Raw genomic sequence first — 15,452 nt, forward strand, 5'->3', positions numbered from 1 at the left:
ACACCGTCACGAACCGGTCGTTAGCCGATGGTGAGTCCGCCGCCGTCACCGGCGTCCTCCCCTTCGTCCCACTCGAGTTCGAACTCGATACTGAGCTCGCCCGGCCCGCCCGAACTCGAGGTTTCGCGCTCGGCTTTGACCTCGAAGGTGGGCTGTGATGGAGGTGCCAGGGAAACCGTATCGGATCCGGACTCGAGGGTGATATCGTCACCGCCCTCGAGGGTGTCCGCGACGGTTCGGAGGTAATCGGCGATTTCCGCGCGGTCCATCCGCTGTTCGAACTTGAAGAGTACTTCCTCGGGCATACATCACGGTAGGAGAGGAGCGGTATAGAAAGTACCGTTCGTTCCCACCGGACCGGAATCATCGCCTCGCAATTTTCGTCACCGGTTTCGTCTCGTTTATAATGCCTCGGAAACTTGCACCAGATATGAACCAGCGTCTTACACAGGTTGCACGACGGTATTTTACCACGCAGATCGCTCGAGAACGGTGATCGACATGAGGGTGTGGAGACGATCGATGCCGAGAAAGAAGGCGTTGAACCGCTCGCAGTCCTCCAACCGAGGGGATCGCGGTGAGTGACGAAGAACTCGCGAAAGACCTCGGTCTCCTCTCGGCGATGACAATCGGTATCGGGACGATGATCGGGGCCGGCATCTTCGTCCTGCCCGGCGCGGCCGCTCAGGAGGCCGGCCCGGTCGTCGTTATTTCGTTCATCATCGGCGGTATGATCGCGATGATAAACGCGTTCTCGGTGTCAGAACTCGGGACCGCGATGCCGAAAGCGGGCGGTGCGTACTACTACATCAACCGCGCGCTGGGCCCCCTGTTCGGCTCCATTTCGGGGGTCGGCGACTGGATCGGCCTCGCGTTCGCCTCGGCCTTCTACTGTATCGGGTTCGGCGGCTACCTCGCGGACTTGCTCGAGGGAACCGTCGTCTCACTGCCGGTGCTCGGAACCGTCGAACTCCTCCCGACGCTCGTCTTCGGTCCGCTCACGATCAACGAAGTCCAGATCGGCGCGCTGCTCGCTGGCATCGTCTTCGTCGGCGTCAACTACATCGGCGCGAAGGAGACCGGCGGCATTCAGACCGTCATCGTGACGCTCCTGCTCGGGATTCTCACGGTGTTCGCGGTCATCGGTTTCTTCTCGTTCGACTGGGCGACCGTCACGACCGACGGGAGTGTCGCCCCGCTCGGCTACGCCGAGATCCTCCCGGGTGCCGCGCTCGTCTTCGTCTCCTATCTCGGCTACGCAAAGATCGCGACGATCGCGGAGGAACTGAAGAATCCCGGACGGAATCTCCCGATCGCGATCATCGGCAGCGTCGCGATCGTGATGGTCGTCTACACGATTCTCGTCGGTCTCATGATGGGGCTCGTCCCCTACGACCAGCTCAGTTTCGACGCCCCGATGGCCGACGCCGCTACCGTGGCGTTCGACGTCGACGTGTCGGTGGCCGGCACCAGTATCCCGGTGCTCTCGGTCGGTGTTCTCTCCGTGACGCTCGGTGCGCTGTTGGCGACGGCCTCGAGCGCGAACGCATCGATCCTCGCCTCCGCACGGATCAACTTCGCGATGGGGCGGGACAAGATCGTCACCGACTGGCTCAACGAGATCCATCCGAGGTTCGCGACGCCGTACCGGTCGATCGCCGTGACCGGCGTGATCATCATCGTCTTCATCCTCGGGCTGGGTGCCGACGTCGAGGTCCTCGCGAAGGCCGCGAGCGTGCTCCACCTCGTGGTCTACGCCATGATCAACATGTCGTTGATCGTCTTCCGCGAGATTGACGTCCCCGAGTACGACCCCGACTTTACGGTTCCGTTCTACCCGATCACGCCGATTCTCGGGTTCGTCTTCTCGCTCGCGCTTATCTACTTCATGGATGCCATCGAGATCGGTCTGGGCGTTCTCTTCGTCCTTGTCGCCGTCGTCTGGTACTTTGTCTACGCGCGAGACAAAACCGAGCTTCAGGGTATCCTCAGTCAGTACGTCCTCGAGCGCTCGGCCGAGATGCCGGGGCCGGCGGTGGCAGCGGCGAGCGCAGTAACGCCGAACACCGACGCGGACTCGTCCGGTCCGCGAATTCTCGTCGCGCTTTCGAACCCGCGAACTGAGCGCGCGCTCATCACCCTTGGAAGCGCCCTCGCTCGAGCGAAAGGTGGCTCCGTGCTCGCAACGCACATCGTCCAGGTTCCCGACCAGACGCCGCTTCAGAAGGGTGCAGAGCACATCGATCGACTGAGTTCGGAATCCGAACGACTCATGCAGAACGCCCGGGACGACGCCGAGACCTTCGGTGTCGACATCGAGACGAAAACCATCGTCTCGCACCGCTCGTTCGAGGAGGTGTTCGATGCCGCTCGCGTCCACGACGCCGACACGGTGGTCATGGGCTGGGGTGGCTCGAGTCTCGGCGAAGGGCGAGTCGAACGGCCCCTCGACGAACTCACCCACGACCTGCCGTGTGACTTCCTCGTCCTCGACGGGGAGTCCGTCGACGCCTCGCGGATTCTGGTGCCGACGGCCGGCGGGGACGACTCCGACGTCAGCGCGGAAATCGCCCGCGCACTGCGGGCGGAGTACGACAGTGAGATCAGCCTACTACACGTCGTCGACAGCCCCGAACAGCGCGCCGAGGGAGAGGCGTTCATCAGCGACTGGGCGAGCGATCACGGTCTCGAGAGCGCGACGGTTATCGTCGACGACGGCGACGTCGAGGCGGCAATCGAGCGCGCAGCCGCCGACCACTCGATGGTGATCATCGGCGCAACCCGCCGCGGGCTCCTGTCACGACTGTTCCGCGGCTCGCTCGTCTTCGACGTCATCGACCGCCTCGAGGTCCCCGTTTTGCTCGCAGAGAAGCGAGCGTCGCGGTCGCTGCGCGAGCGCATCCTGGGTGACCGCGACGACTGACCACCGGTTGGTACTGTTTTCGCGGTCCGATTTGCTCTGGCCGCGTGCAATAGTCCACTAACACTCTGCGAGACTGACACGGTGGCGCTGGCAGAACGATAGAGAAAAGGTCGGTCGGTCGAAGGGCTAGACGAAGGACCACGAGTACCGGGAATCGACGGCGACCGACACCCCACGCTGGTGACCGACGTCCCCGTAAACGCCGGCACACGAAACGGATGCCGTGGGCCGTTTCCAAATAGATAAGTGTCCCCGGGAATCATCGTCCGACATATAAGCGACCACAACTGAGGTGAACACAATCTTCAGCGCACTTTCGACCCTGATGCAGGCGCAGCCCGAGACGCGTGTAAACGTCTTCGAGGAGATTTTCCTTGTCTTCCTTGGACTCGGGACGCTCGTCGGCGTCATCGTCATCGCGTACACTCTGTACAACGCGTACAAGTATCGCGATCACGAGGACAGAAAGCCCGGCGAGGATCTGCCGACACTCGGGGAGTTACCGACAGGCGGAGGCAGTGGGAAGAAACTATTCGTATCGTTCGGTCTGAGCGCGATCATCGTCATCTCGCTGGTCGTCTGGACCTACGGGATGCTCCTCTACGTCGAGGACGGTCCCGACGGCAACCCCGGCGAGGACGCCATCGAAATCGACGTCGAAGGCTTCGCCTTCGGCTGGAACTTCCAGTACGAGAACGGCGTCGAATCCAACGAACTGGTCGTTCCGCAGGGTGAGACGGTCTGGCTCAACGTGACCGCGAACGACGTCTGGCATACGTTCGGGGTATCCGAACAACGGGTGAAAGCCGACGCCATCCCCGGTGAACACGACGAGACATGGTTCATCGCCGAGGAAGAAGGCGAGTACCTCATCGAGTGCTTCGAACTCTGTGGACCCGGACACTCCGGCATGGAGGCCACGCTCAACGTCACTGACCAGGAGGGCTACGAGGAGTGGATGGACGAACAGGTAGCCGAGATGGAAGAAGACGAGGAGAACGGTGAGGACGCCAACGGCGATGAAGCCAACGGCGATGAAGCCAACGGCGATGAAGCCGACGATGGAGAGAACGGCGATGAAGCCGACGATGGAGAGAACGGCGATGAAGCCAACGGCGAGGAAGAAAACGGTGACGAGGAGACAGACGACGAAACTGATGACGACAACGGTGATGACTCCAACGGAGAAGAGAACGGCGACGACGCCGGCGACGGAGGGGAGGACTGATGGCTGACGACTTCCCGCCGATGACGTCGATCAAGCGCTGGCTCGTCACGACCAACCACAAGGACGTCGGGATCCTCTATCTAGCGACGGCGCTGTTCTTCCTGCTGTTCGGCGGTATTCTCGCGCTCCTCTTCCGGGTTCACCTCTGGGAAGCCGGTGGGACGGGACTGCTAACCGACAACGCCTACAACCAGTCCGTGACGGCCCACGGCCTGTTGATGGTGTTCTGGTTCCTCTCGCCGTTTGCAGCCGGCTTCGCGAACTATCTGGTGCCGCTGCAGATCGGGGCGAAGGACCTCGCCTTCCCGCGACTGAACGCGCTGAGCTACTGGTTCTACCTGTTCTCGGGCGTGCTCATCATGCTCTCGTTCTTCCAGGGCGGGACCTTCGGCGGCGGCTGGACGATGTACGCCCCGCTGAACGTACCGACGTACTCACCCGCGATGCAGGCGACGACGGGTGGCAACTCGACGATTCTCGCGTTGATCTTGTTTACGCTCTCGATTACGATCGGGACGGTCAACTTCCTCGTGACGATCCACCGCTCGCGCGCGGAAGGGCTCGGACTGTGGAACGTACCGCTGTTTACCTGGTCGTGGCTGCTGACCGTCTGGATGATGCTGTTCGCGTTCGCGGCGCTGCTCGCAGCGCTGTTGTTGCTCGCGACCGACCGCATCCTCCTCACGCAGTACTTCGCGACCGATCAGGGATCGGGCCTGCTGTGGGCGCACCTGTTCTGGTTCTTCGGCCATCCGGAGGTGTACATCGTCTTCTTCCCCGCGCTGGGGATCATGTTCGAGACGTTCCAGACCTTCTGTGGTCGGCGTCTCGTCGGTCGGAAGTGGGTCATCATCGCGATGGTTCTCGTGGCCGTCCAGTCGTTCCTCGTCTGGATGCACCACATGTTCCTGACGACGATCAACTTAGAGATCAAGACGCTGTTCATGGCGACCACCATCGGGATCTCACTGCCCTTTGACCTGATGGTGTTCGCGTTGATCTACACGATGGTCAAGGGGCGGGTCCGGTTCACGACGCCGTTCCTGTTCAGTCTGGGTGCGCTCGTCCTGTTCATCCTCGGCGGCATCACCGGGGTCTTCCTCGGTGCCGTCGTCCTAGACTACGAGTTCCGTGGCACCTACTGGGTCGTCGCCCACTTCCACTACGTGATGGTCTCCGGCGTCACCGCGCTGATCGCCGGCATCTACTACTGGTGGCCGAAGATCACGGGGAAGATGTACGACGAGTTCCTCGGGAAGGTCAACTTCGCCGTCTACTTCGTCGGCTTCAACCTGCTGTACTTCCCGATGTTCCTCGCCTGGGAGACCCCGCGCCGTGTCTTCCACTACGGCGAAGGCATGGAGATCTACCACCAGATCGCGACGATCGGCGCGTTCGTCCTCGGGGCGTCGTTCCTGATCATGTTCTACACGCTCGGAAAGAGTCTGGTCTCCGGCCCCACCGCGCCGGACAACCCCTGGGAGTTCTCCCGAACTGCGGAGTGGGCGATTCCGTCGCCGCCGCCGCTCGAGAACTGGGAGAACCGTCCGAGCTACGCCAGCGGTCGCCTCGAGTTCGTCGACGACTCCACCGAGTCGGCGGCCACCGATGGTGGCGTCCCTGCCACGCAGACGGCCCGCGGCGAACTCGCGACGAAACACGAAACGCACACAGAAGAGGAGCACGCGGACCACGCGAGTATCTGGCCGCTGGGGATCGGGATCGGGACGTTCGTCCTGTTCCTCGGCCTCTCGGGACTCACGCCGTACATCGCGGAGTTCGCCGCGGCGACCGGGCAGATCGATCCCGATGCGCCGGCGCCGAACGCCATCTATCCGATCATCACCGTCCTCGGGCTGGCGATCCTCGCCTACGTCCTGTTCCAGTTCGGCCGTGAGAGCTTCCACGCTCCCGAGATGACGATCGCCGAACGCTGGCCGTTCGAGGGCGTCGGCAACACGAAGTTCGGCGTCTGGGTGTTCCTGGCCTCCGACGTCGTCGTCTTCGGGGCGTTCATCGGGGCGTACCTGTTCATGCGGATTCACGCCGGCTGGGACACGTTCTCGCCGGTGCCGCCTGAAGCCTGGCCCGGCCTGCTGAACACGTACATCCTGCTCACCTCGAGTTTCACGGTCATCCTCGCGCTGGTGATGGCCGAACGCCAGAACAAGAAGGGGCTGCTCGCGACGATGTCCGCGACGCTCCTGCTCGGGCTGTCGTTCCTGGGCGTCAAGGCCTGGGAGTGGAGCGACAAGTTCGCCCACGAGGAGTACTGGTTCAGCGGCCTCGAGTACTCGCTGTACTACGTGACGACCGGTCTCCACGGCATCCACGTCATCCTGGGGCTGCTCGTCGCCGTGTTCATGATCTACCGGATCATCACGATCGACGCCTACATGGAAGACTCGCGACCGGTGGAGTTCTTCGGGCTCTACTGGCACTTCGTCGACATCGTCTGGGTCTTCCTCTTCCCGCTGTTCTACCTGATGTAGCGGGCATCGGGCCACGTTTTCGAGTATTTCGTTCCGTCTGTGACACTGCTTCCGACCAGTCAGCCGAGTGTCGTGGTTGTCGATGTAAACAACTCACTGCTCGCGAACGAGCCCTCGGTCGGCCGTCGACGATTGGAGTGCGTGTGCGCAACGGACGAACGATAGAACACGGTGCCCATTCTGGAGAACGCATTTATCGGTTGGCACTAACTACGGAAATATGCCTGAAAGGCGATCTCTTCTCTCGTCACTTGCTACTGGTCTATCCATCTGTTTGGCCGGATGTTCGACGTTACTGGTGTCTGATCCCGACCCGGGAGATCACGTAGATGATTGGCAGGAAGAACCGAAGCGAGGCGCGGCAGATCCCGTCGAGTTCGATCAATCGGTCGATGAAAACGAACGCCTCGAGACGCGTTGTCTCTCGATCGCTACACAACGCCTGGACACAGTTCTGGAAAATCATATTGACGATACAGAGTCCGTGTCAGTTTCTCTCACCACAGAATCGGGAACGGAACGATTAGGAGTGGAACGTGAAGGGCGCATATTCGTGGTTAGCCGCCGAATGCTCGTCTCCCGATCAGGCACTGTTCAGTCGACGCCGACCGTCGCGTTCGATACCGTACGGGAAATAACACCTCGAACCATGCGTGGAACGGTTACGCACGACGGTGACGAGCAAACGTGTCGCGCTCCGGTGTATGTTCACGACGAAGTACTGCAAGAGGACTGAATCCTCGCCGACAGACGCGCCCTCCCGTTCAGTACCCAGGCTCTTTCCGGGCCGGTCAGACGCAGTGACGTGAAACCAGTACACCGCCAGAAGCCGGCTACCGTTCGAGGGTTTTACCCCGACTTCGAAGACGGCGGCCCGTCTACACGACCGATGGGCGCGGGACTCTCTCAGGTGTCATCGAAAAACCGCTCTTGAGTCCGTCGTGGAACTCGAGTTACTGCACCCAGGCCAACGCGTAGAGGAACGTGAACATGAAGTAAGTGAGAAACACCGAGACGGCGGCCTTGAGGTGGAAGGTGAAGAGATCGGTTTCCTCCGTATCCGCCTGCGCCTCGAACGCCTGGCGTTCGGCGTCGGTGCACTCTTCGGGGTGGACGCGCCCGAGGTGGAACGTGCGGTACTGCTCCGTGCGGAACGGCCGGTCGCAGTAGGGACACTGCAGCGGCCGCTCCGAGGCCGGCACGTCGTACTCGAGTTCGGTGACCTCTTCGGCGTACATTCTTCTCCTACGCGTGCGTTGGGCCGGTCGAGTCAAGTGTCTACCGGTCAGTCGGGAACGTACACCGGTTCCATCGCGGGCATCGAGATCAGCCACAGGCTGAGCATCGTAAAGAAGATCATCACGATGATGAACGGATACTGGCTCCTGATCGCCTGGAGCTTGCCGGGAAAGAGCTCGAAGGAGATCGCGTGTGCGACCCAGACGGCGAGCACGTGTCCGATGAGGACGCCGGCGATTTCGACGTAGCCGAACCAGGGCGTGAGCGCGTACTGGGTCGGGTTCGGGTCCGGATTCAGCGGCGTCAGCAGCGTTTCCGTGAGCTGTGGCCACAGCGAGATGGTGAAGCCGATGTAATGCGCGAAGTGGTACCCCGCGGCGATCGCGAGCAGCGGCGGCGCGTACCGGAGCGCCAGATACCGCTGTGAGAGGAACGTCTGTGCGCGATTGCGGGTCCAGCCGGCGGCGAACCAGTAGACGCGCCAGAAGAACGCGAAGCCGCCCAGCAGCAAGCCGAGGTAGACGAGCGCCGGCGGGACGCCGATCCCGACCAGGAACTCGACCGTCCGGACCCCCGGTGAGGTCACGATGAAGCCGCTGTACGTTAGCTCCCAGACCAACACCAGCGCGAAGGCCACCACCGACAGATCCGTGATGACGTCGTCGTCGGCCAGCCTGGCGGCCGGGAACCGGAGTTCGAGGCCGTCGTCGGTCCGCTGGATCGGCGCGACGGCACCGTAGAGACGGAACCAGGTGGACAGCGGATCGCCGCGCCGGAACCAGACGTCGGGGGTGAAGACGACGGCACCCGCGAGCGTGAAGACCGTGTAGCCGCCGAGGACGGCCACCAGGAACTGCGGCCAGGAGACGACGGGTGCAACCACCTCGAGCCAGATGAATCCCAGCAGGGCGGCAACTGCGGGCCAGGAGCCGAGTCCGTCCGGGTACGGCCGCTCGAGGGTCGGCAGCAGGGTCGCCACGCGCCGCCAGGGGTTGAGCGCGGGCCAGGGGTTGCCGACGCTGTAGGTGACGATCGTCAACAGGGCGCGAACGCCGACGAACGTCACCAGTACCGCGGCGCTCACGAGGCCGACGCCCTGGGGGCCGAGCAGGCCGACGATGACCACGAATCCGAGCGCGATGAGGCCGATCGTGCCCGCGAGCAGCGAACCGGCGCGCAGTAGCGCCGAGCCGGAAACCCCGATGGATCCGTCGTGAAAGCCGTCGATAGTCGCCTCGTCGGTGACGAGCATCGTCAACAGTGCGGAGGCGCCGACGACGCCCGCGCCGGAGGCGAGGTAGAGCCACGTTGGGACCGACACGTCCCCGCTCGAGTCGGAGAGGCCGACGACGACGTTGCTCGCCGCGGCGATCCCGACACCGGTCGCGAGAACGGTGAGAATCGCCGCGAAGACGAGACCGGCGCGGCGGACAACTGCCGCCCGTTCGCTCATTGGCAAAAAAGTGGGACCCGTCGTTCATCTACGTGTCGGAACCGACCGCTCCCGCCCCGAAGCGTATGAGGAAGGTATAAGTGCGCCGTCCGCTGATAGCCATCTAATGGCGAGCGTTCGAACGTACACGATCATCTACGTCGTGTTACTGGTACTGGGGACTAGCAAGTTCATCTTCTTCACGTTCGACGACATCTTCACCTACTGGATGGCGATGGGTGGGACGCTGTTTCTCGCGCTGATCAAGTCCCTCCTGATCGCGGGGTACTACCAGCACCTCCTTCACGAGCCACGCTCGATCACCTACATGATGCTGGTCGCGGTGTTCATGGTGTTCCTGCTCACCGTCGCCGCCGGCTTCTCGATCCAGTAACACGCGGTATCGTTCGACAACCGACGATAGCAACCCCTTCGTTTCCTACTCCGACTCGCCTCGAGCCGTTGAATACGTTCACGACCCCACCCGCGGTGATCGTGGGAGAGAGCACAGTCTCGTAGAGAGGTACTCGACCGACGGCCGCGCGGGAGAAAGTTCGATGTGCCGATCCGAGGGTTGGTCGTCGACGGCGGTTCGACACGATCCTCGCGGGAGACGACGGTACGATGGAAGGTGGTGAGTGTGGGGATTGTCGGATTCCCTCTCAGGAAGAGGGGGTGTTTCCGGATGTACACGCAGTCACGGCCACAGAGACGGTCTCGGCGTCGCGGCCTCGAGCGACGCCGCTGTACGGTGTCGGATGCGGGAACGAAGGGAGAGCCGAGTCGGCCGATCAGTCGAAAACGAGCACGGCGACGATACCGATCAGCGCCAGCAGTCCGAGCACCGCTGCGGCGATACCCACCGCCGCAGCGGTCTGGCCGATTCGGTCTCGAGTCGCGAAGAACGCGCCGAAGAAGACGTAGCCGAGGAGAACGGCACCGCCGACCGCGAGGAACCCGGTCTGGAGCAGTCCGGTGTCGACGTTCGGGACGCCCTGGACTAACAACACGGCGCCGCCCATCAGTGCCATCGCCAGCACGATGAAACCGACCGTCCAGATCATCGGGTTGTTCATAGCCGCGACGACCCGGCTGTCGTGGCTCTCGGTTCGTTGGGACCACTCCGCGTAGCCGGTTCGCGATCCGGCGTGTCCGCTCGGCGTTGCTCGCTGCCCGCTACGGGCGATCGCGACCGCGACGGCGACCACGAGAAGCCCCATCAGGAGTGTGCTTATGAGATACATTTCTGGCATCGAACCACCTCGTTGGTGAAGGTTGTTCCTTCGCCCATATATATCCTGCACTCTTGGATTTCTCGGCGTACTCGCGGCTAGAACGGTGGTGTCACTCGAGGGTGAAAGAGAAACGGAGTCGGGTCGCTACTCCTTGCCGAACATCTCGCGCATCATCGGATGCATTTCCATCATCTGCTCCTCGGCGATCTCCTCGTACAGCTTGTACGTGATGGAGACGGCGAGCAGCAGGCCGGTCCCGGTGACCGCACCGATGGTGCCGAGCATGTTCGCCCAGACGGCCAGCAGGCCGACCAGCGCGCCGCCGATGACGGTCACCTGCGGGATGTACCGCTCCATGACCTTCTCGACGACGCCGACGTTCTGGCGGAAACCGGGGATCTGCATCCCGGAGTTCTGGATCTGCTGGGCCGTCGACTCGGGACCCATGTTGGTGGTTTCGACCCAGAAGATGGCGAAGATCGCACCGCCGATGACCATGAAGGTCAGGTCGACGCTGATCCGGATCATCACCATCCACCAGTCCTGGGTAACGGCGCCGGTCCACCACATCCATCCTTCGGGCGAGTAGATCGGTGCCGTGTAGTAGAAGAACCCGCTGACGGGCTCTCCCTCGACGTAGACGCCGAGCCAGGCCGGCATCCCTTCCCACACCCGGTTCAGGATCCGACCCATGAACTGGATGTTCGCCTGCACTGCACGAACGAGGATCATGGGCAGGACGCTCGCGTAGATCAGCTTCACGGGGAAGCGACCGCGGGCACCCTTCACGCGGGCGTGGCTCAGCGGGATCTCGACGCGGACGGATTCGGCGTAGACGACGATGGCGAAGATCAGCACCGTCGTCAGCAGGGCGATGAGCTGGCCCTGTCCGAGGAACAGCGCGTAGAGGCCGTCGCCGGTCAATCCGATCCCCTCCATCTGCCCGGTCAGGATGAGATACCAGCTGTAGAAGAACCCTTCCTCGCTCCAGGCCAGGAATCCGCTAACGAGACGCTGGCTCACGCCGGCGATGATGAACAGGCCGATCCCGCTGCCGACGCCCCACTTGCTGACGACCTCGTCCATGTACAGGATGAGGATGCCACCGATGAAGATCTGGGTGAACAGCAGGACCTGCACGCCAGTCGAATCGAGCGTGAGTCCGCCGAGTTGCAGCGACGTCTGCGCTGGGAGGAAGCCGCCTGCGAACACCATCGGCAGCGCCGTGAGCGCCGTCATGGCGATGACGAGCAGCTTCTGCAGCCCCTGGTAGAGCACCTGGTCTCGAGGATCGTTGGTATCGAGACCGAGCAGGTTCGCACCACCGAGGAGCTGCAAGACGATGCTCGCGGTGACGATCGGTCCGATACCGACCTGCAGAATCGAGCCGAACTCGCCGGCGAGGATCGCACGGAACTCGCCGAAGAGGTCTTCTCCCCCCGCCTGGAGGCCGAGCAGGTCGATGTTCGTCAGGAAGAAGTACAGCACGAGGATGCCTGCCGTCCACATAAGCTTGCGCTTGAAGGGAACGTGACCCTCCGGTCTGCGGACGGTCGGCATCCGGGTAAGGACCGGCTCAGCAGCTTCCTTCCATCCCATTGCTTACTCCTCGCCCTGTTCTTCGTCGGCGTCTTGTTCCTCGGCTCGTTCCTGGCCGCGCTCGGTGAGTGTCGCCTCACCGCCGGCCGCCTCGAGTTTCTCCGCGGCTGCCTCGGTGAAGGCGTCCGCCGTAATCTCGAGCGTGTTCCGGACCTGACCGCCGCCCAGAACCTTCACGACGTCGACCTCGTGGCCGTCCTCGACGACGTCGCGCGCGTCGATCGCGTAGCCGTCGTCGGTCTCCTCGGCGAGGTCCTCGGCGGCGTAGAGGATCGCGTCCTCGTCGAGCTTCTGGACGTCGATCTCGGCGACCTCCTCGCGGATGTCGTGAGGTCGCTTGAAGCCGTGTTTGCCCTTCGGTTCGTAGTTGTGGAACTCGTGTTTGCTGCGCCCGGCACGTCCGCGGCCACCTCGGTGGCCGGCACCGCGGCGGTTCTTGTGGGAGCCGCCGCCGTGCGTTCGCGAACCGCGCTGGCGTCGTTTTTTACTCGTCATTGTTATCGCATCGATTCTAGGAGGGCGTTGATCTCCTCCGTTGTATGTTTTCCGAGTTGACCTCCCTCGACGGTGGGGTGTTTGATGCCGTCGTGGCCACCGCGTGGCGGGTGGAGTCGCAGCGTCGGCGATAGCCCCTGCTCACGCAGCGTCGTCTCCTCGGCGAGCAGCGCTTCGGCCAGCGAGGCGAAGTCGTCGTACTCGGTGTTCTCGGCGAGCCACTCCTCGTCAACGTCCGACTGGCGGCCCTCGAGCGGTTCCGCTCGCTTTGCGAGCAGCGTCTCGAGGACCTCCGCGTCGGGTTCGCCGTAGGCGATGAAGTCGTTGACCTTGGTGATCATGCCGCGGTAGGTGTCCGTGTCCGGCACGAGCGTACAGTGGTTCGTGCTGTGGACGTTGAGCATCGAGAGCGTGTCGTCGACGCCCTCTTCGCGGTTGACCTCGCCGCGGAGCTGAACGATCGCCTTCATTGATCGGCCACCTCACGAGCCTCGGTTCGACGCGACTGCGAGGCGTTCTCGAGTGCGTTGAACGTCGCCTTGGCCAGGTTCACCGTGGTGCGGGTGTTGCCGTGGCTCTTGGTCCAGGCGTTTTCGATACCGGCGAGTTCGAGGACGGCGGTGACGGTGTCACTCGCCGCCAGTCCCAGCCCTTCGGGGGCGGGGATGAGGTCGACCTCGACGGAGCCCGCCTTGCCGGTCGTCCGGTGGGTCAGCGAGTGGGGCCGGTCCGAGCGGTCCTCCCACGAGCCGGAGCCGCGGGGAACCTGGATGATGTTCAGCTTGGCGATACCGATTGCCTTCTGGATGGCAGCGCCGACCTGGTCCTCGCGGCCTTCTGCGTAGCCGACGAACCCGTCGCGGTTGCCGACGGCGACGACACAGCGGAACTTCACGCGCCGTCCGGAGTCGGTCATCCGCTGGACCATGTTGATGTCGAGCACCTCGTCGTCCAGTCCGGGGAGGAGCTGGTCGACGATCTCGGGCTCCTTCAGCGGAAGGCCAGAGTTGAGGGCGGCCTCCATCGAATCGATTTCGCCCTCCTGGACCATTCTGCCGAGTCGCGTAACGGGCTGCCACCCGTCGTTGTAGTCGTTTCCGCTCATTCTAGAATCTCCTCTCGTACCGTATCGAAGTGTTCTGGGAGTTCGGTCGCGTCGAACTCGCCACCGTACAGCGGCTCGTCGAGCTGTGCTGCGTACTCTGCGATGTGTTCGCCGCGGGTACGCGACCAGTCTGCGAGCACACTGTCGCTGTGGGGAATCTCGAGGCCGGCGTCGATCGCGCCCTCCTGCACCGCGAACACCTTGTTACCGGGCGTCGCCGTGTTGAGGCCGATGTCGAGCACCGCCTCCTCGATTCCTGCTTCGACGGCGCGCTTGCCGGCCAGCAGGCCGGTGAGGTAGGCCGCGGAGATGTTGCCCGTTGGGGCCTCCCAGCCGTACTCCTCGAGGTCGCTCGAGTGCGCGCTCGCGAGTGTCTCGTCGCCCTGAGGTCCGGGGGCGATCAGCTGCGCCGTAGTGTGCTTGTTGCTCTTGCGAGCAACGAGGCGGGGCTTGCCCGATTTCAGCAGGCGCAACCTCTGGTGGTAGTCCGTCCGGACCTCACGGCGACGGCGCATCGGAACTTTGTATCGTGGTCCTGTCGCCATTAGTCGTCACCGTATTCGTTTTCGATGTAGTTCAACAGATACCGGACGCTGCGGAACTCGCCACCGCCAGCCTTTCGGTACAGCTCGCGGTACTGCGTGGGCGTGAGTTCGCCCTGATCGCGGAGTTCGCGGAGCTTCCGGCGCTGTGCGCGAATCTTGCTCTCCCACTCCTCTTTCTCGTTCTGGCGTGCGCCCTTCTTACCTCTGCGCTTGCCCGGCCCCTTGCGGTGGCCGTAGGCGCGCTTTTCGTTGCGTTCGCGGGCGCGACCGCGGGAGTTGCCGCGTGCGTTTTTCGCACGGATCGTCCCGTCGTCGACCAGTTCGCGGATCTCGTCGCGAGTGATCGCCTGGGCGATGTCGCCCTGGGCCTCGGGGTCGAACCAGACGCGGTTCTGCCCGACGTCCAGGACGTCGGCCGCCAGTCGCTTCTGTGCGGTCAGATCGGTCATTGTTCCACCTCGACTTCGACGTAGGTCGGGTTCAGGACGCGAATCTCGGCGTCCTCGGCTTCCTCCTCGATGCGCTCGCGCTTGCGAGCACCGACCGAGGAGCTGATGCGGACCGCCTGGGTGTCACCGTCGACGCCCTCGAGGTCGTCCACGTTCTCGACGTAGACCTCCTCGAAGCCGCTCGGGTGTTTCCCTCGGACCGACTTCGGCGTTCGGTAGCCGGCCGCGACCTTCGGGCCCTTGCCCTTGATGCCCTTGCGCTGCTTCGAGAGCTGACCGCGGGGGCGGCGCCACGCCTCGGGCGTCCGCTTTTTCTTGTGGTAGTCCTGGCGGTTGAACTGCGGTTTCCCCTCGCTGTGTCGACGCGTGAGCAGCCGTTGCTCGTCGTCCGACAGCTCGGGCGTCTTCTCGGTCAGCCCGCGCGGGCGCAGTTCGGTCTCGACGTCCTCGTCGGGTTCCTCGGCCGCCTCGGCCTCCTCGTCCTCGTCTTCGATCTCGGCTTCGGTCTCTTCTGTGACCTCGAGATCGCCGACGTCGGCTTTGATACGGGCGGCGAGTGCGTTGCCGATTCCGTCGGCCTCCGACAGGTCGTCCTGGGAGGCTTCCTTGACGTCCTCGATGGACTCGAAACCGGCCTCGCGGAGCGCGTCTGCCTTGCTCGCGCCGACGCCGCTGATGTCCTCGAGTTCCTGTGGTTCGTCGTCTGCCAT

The 15,452-nt window shown here is 63.2% G+C and carries 16 protein-coding genes; 4 read left to right on the forward strand and 12 right to left on the reverse strand.

Features of this window, described 5'->3' with window-relative positions; all coding sequences use genetic code 11:
• Positions 1–20 precede the first annotated feature (20 nt).
• Complete coding sequence (locus tag AC6I6S_RS04000; RefSeq protein ID WP_497948442.1) at positions 21–305, reverse strand: amphi-Trp domain-containing protein; 285 nt, start codon at positions 303–305, stop codon at positions 21–23.
• Between the two features lie 266 nt (positions 306–571).
• On the opposite strand from AC6I6S_RS04000, the gene AC6I6S_RS04005 reads away from it, so the two are divergent.
• The 3 genes from AC6I6S_RS04005 to AC6I6S_RS04015 all read left to right on the forward strand — a co-directional run bounded on the left by AC6I6S_RS04005 (position 572) and on the right by AC6I6S_RS04015 (position 6,643).
• Positions 572–2,923, forward strand: coding sequence for an amino acid permease (locus AC6I6S_RS04005; RefSeq protein ID WP_497949295.1), 2,352 nt, complete (start codon positions 572–574; stop codon positions 2,921–2,923).
• Between the two features lie 325 nt (positions 2,924–3,248).
• Positions 3,249–4,151 (forward strand): cytochrome c oxidase subunit II, encoded by a 903-nt coding sequence (coxB, locus tag AC6I6S_RS04010; RefSeq protein ID WP_497949296.1) that lies wholly within the window; start codon positions 3,249–3,251, stop codon positions 4,149–4,151.
• Positions 4,151–6,643 (forward strand): cbb3-type cytochrome c oxidase subunit I, encoded by a 2,493-nt coding sequence (locus AC6I6S_RS04015; RefSeq protein WP_497948443.1) that lies wholly within the window; start codon positions 4,151–4,153, stop codon positions 6,641–6,643. Before coxB ends, AC6I6S_RS04015 begins: the two co-directional genes overlap by 1 nt.
• 292 nt (positions 6,644–6,935) lie before the next feature.
• On the opposite strand, the gene AC6I6S_RS04020 is transcribed toward AC6I6S_RS04015, so the two are convergent.
• From AC6I6S_RS04020 to AC6I6S_RS04030, 3 genes are all read right to left on the reverse strand, one after another.
• Positions 6,936–7,109 carry a hypothetical protein gene (locus AC6I6S_RS04020; RefSeq protein WP_497948444.1) on the reverse strand — a complete coding sequence of 58 codons (174 nt, stop codon included), beginning with the start codon at positions 7,107–7,109 and terminating at the stop codon, positions 6,936–6,938.
• Between the two features lie 487 nt (positions 7,110–7,596).
• Positions 7,597–7,881 carry a DUF7410 domain-containing protein gene (locus AC6I6S_RS04025; protein ID WP_497948445.1) on the reverse strand — a complete coding sequence of 95 codons (285 nt, stop codon included), beginning with the start codon at positions 7,879–7,881 and terminating at the stop codon, positions 7,597–7,599.
• Between the two features lie 47 nt (positions 7,882–7,928).
• Complete coding sequence (locus AC6I6S_RS04030; protein ID WP_497948446.1) at positions 7,929–9,335, reverse strand: hypothetical protein; 1,407 nt, start codon at positions 9,333–9,335, stop codon at positions 7,929–7,931.
• A 106-nt stretch (positions 9,336–9,441) separates the two neighbouring features.
• Here AC6I6S_RS04030 and AC6I6S_RS04035 point away from each other — a divergent pair, with 106 nt between their 5' ends.
• Positions 9,442–9,708, forward strand: coding sequence for a cytochrome C oxidase subunit IV family protein (locus tag AC6I6S_RS04035; RefSeq protein ID WP_497948447.1), 267 nt, complete (start codon positions 9,442–9,444; stop codon positions 9,706–9,708).
• Between the two features lie 397 nt (positions 9,709–10,105).
• On the opposite strand, the gene AC6I6S_RS04040 is transcribed toward AC6I6S_RS04035, so the two are convergent.
• From AC6I6S_RS04040 to AC6I6S_RS04075, 8 genes are all read right to left on the reverse strand, one after another.
• Positions 10,106–10,558 (reverse strand): hypothetical protein, encoded by a 453-nt coding sequence (locus tag AC6I6S_RS04040; RefSeq protein ID WP_497948448.1) that lies wholly within the window; start codon positions 10,556–10,558, stop codon positions 10,106–10,108.
• A 135-nt stretch (positions 10,559–10,693) separates the two neighbouring features.
• Positions 10,694–12,148 (reverse strand): preprotein translocase subunit SecY, encoded by a 1,455-nt coding sequence (gene secY, locus AC6I6S_RS04045; RefSeq protein ID WP_497948449.1) that lies wholly within the window; start codon positions 12,146–12,148, stop codon positions 10,694–10,696.
• A 3-nt stretch (positions 12,149–12,151) separates the two neighbouring features.
• Positions 12,152–12,643, reverse strand: coding sequence for an uL15m family ribosomal protein (locus AC6I6S_RS04050; RefSeq protein ID WP_497948450.1), 492 nt, complete (start codon positions 12,641–12,643; stop codon positions 12,152–12,154).
• A gap of 2 nt (positions 12,644–12,645) precedes the next feature.
• On the reverse strand, positions 12,646–13,113 hold the full coding sequence (locus tag AC6I6S_RS04055) for a 50S ribosomal protein L30 (protein ID WP_497948451.1): 468 nt from the start codon (positions 13,111–13,113) through the stop codon (positions 12,646–12,648).
• Positions 13,110–13,748, reverse strand: coding sequence for a 30S ribosomal protein S5 (locus AC6I6S_RS04060; protein WP_497948452.1), 639 nt, complete (start codon positions 13,746–13,748; stop codon positions 13,110–13,112). The genes AC6I6S_RS04055 and AC6I6S_RS04060 overlap by 4 nt, the downstream gene beginning before the upstream one ends.
• Positions 13,745–14,293, reverse strand: a complete 549-nt coding sequence (locus tag AC6I6S_RS04065) for a 50S ribosomal protein L18 (protein ID WP_497948453.1) — start codon at positions 14,291–14,293, stop codon at positions 13,745–13,747. Before AC6I6S_RS04065 ends, AC6I6S_RS04060 begins: the two co-directional genes overlap by 4 nt.
• Positions 14,293–14,742, reverse strand: a complete 450-nt coding sequence (locus AC6I6S_RS04070; RefSeq protein ID WP_497948454.1) for a 50S ribosomal protein L19e — start codon at positions 14,740–14,742, stop codon at positions 14,293–14,295. Before AC6I6S_RS04070 ends, AC6I6S_RS04065 begins: the two co-directional genes overlap by 1 nt.
• Positions 14,739–15,452 (reverse strand): 50S ribosomal protein L32e, encoded by a 714-nt coding sequence (locus AC6I6S_RS04075; protein ID WP_497948455.1) that lies wholly within the window; start codon positions 15,450–15,452, stop codon positions 14,739–14,741. The genes AC6I6S_RS04070 and AC6I6S_RS04075 overlap by 4 nt, the downstream gene beginning before the upstream one ends.

The organism is Natrononativus sp. DTA114 (genome assembly GCF_059736515.1).

Excerpts from the sequence above, each read along its gene's own strand:
- AC6I6S_RS04000 (WP_497948442.1), bottom strand. The coding sequence starts at position 305 with ATGCCCGAGGAAGTACTCTTCAAGTTCGAACAGCGGATGGACCGCGCG.
- coxB (WP_497949296.1), top strand. The coding sequence starts at position 3,249 with ATGCAGGCGCAGCCCGAGACGCGTGTAAACGTCTTCGAGGAGATTTTC.
- AC6I6S_RS04015 (WP_497948443.1), top strand. The coding sequence starts at position 4,151 with ATGGCTGACGACTTCCCGCCGATGACGTCGATCAAGCGCTGGCTCGTC.
- AC6I6S_RS04020 (WP_497948444.1), bottom strand. The coding sequence starts at position 7,109 with ATGATTTTCCAGAACTGTGTCCAGGCGTTGTGTAGCGATCGAGAGACA.
- AC6I6S_RS04025 (WP_497948445.1), bottom strand. The coding sequence starts at position 7,881 with ATGTACGCCGAAGAGGTCACCGAACTCGAGTACGACGTGCCGGCCTCG.
- AC6I6S_RS04030 (WP_497948446.1), bottom strand. The coding sequence starts at position 9,335 with ATGAGCGAACGGGCGGCAGTTGTCCGCCGCGCCGGTCTCGTCTTCGCG.
- AC6I6S_RS04035 (WP_497948447.1), top strand. The coding sequence starts at position 9,442 with ATGGCGAGCGTTCGAACGTACACGATCATCTACGTCGTGTTACTGGTA.
- AC6I6S_RS04040 (WP_497948448.1), bottom strand. The coding sequence starts at position 10,558 with ATGTATCTCATAAGCACACTCCTGATGGGGCTTCTCGTGGTCGCCGTC.
- secY (WP_497948449.1), bottom strand. The coding sequence starts at position 12,148 with ATGGGATGGAAGGAAGCTGCTGAGCCGGTCCTTACCCGGATGCCGACC.
- AC6I6S_RS04050 (WP_497948450.1), bottom strand. The coding sequence starts at position 12,643 with ATGACGAGTAAAAAACGACGCCAGCGCGGTTCGCGAACGCACGGCGGC.
- AC6I6S_RS04055 (WP_497948451.1), bottom strand. The coding sequence starts at position 13,113 with ATGAAGGCGATCGTTCAGCTCCGCGGCGAGGTCAACCGCGAAGAGGGC.
- AC6I6S_RS04060 (WP_497948452.1), bottom strand. The coding sequence starts at position 13,748 with ATGAGCGGAAACGACTACAACGACGGGTGGCAGCCCGTTACGCGACTC.
- AC6I6S_RS04065 (WP_497948453.1), bottom strand. The coding sequence starts at position 14,293 with ATGGCGACAGGACCACGATACAAAGTTCCGATGCGCCGTCGCCGTGAG.
- AC6I6S_RS04070 (WP_497948454.1), bottom strand. The coding sequence starts at position 14,742 with ATGACCGATCTGACCGCACAGAAGCGACTGGCGGCCGACGTCCTGGAC.
- AC6I6S_RS04075 (WP_497948455.1), bottom strand. The coding sequence starts at position 15,452 with ATGGCAGACGACGAACCACAGGAACTCGAGGACATCAGCGGCGTCGGC.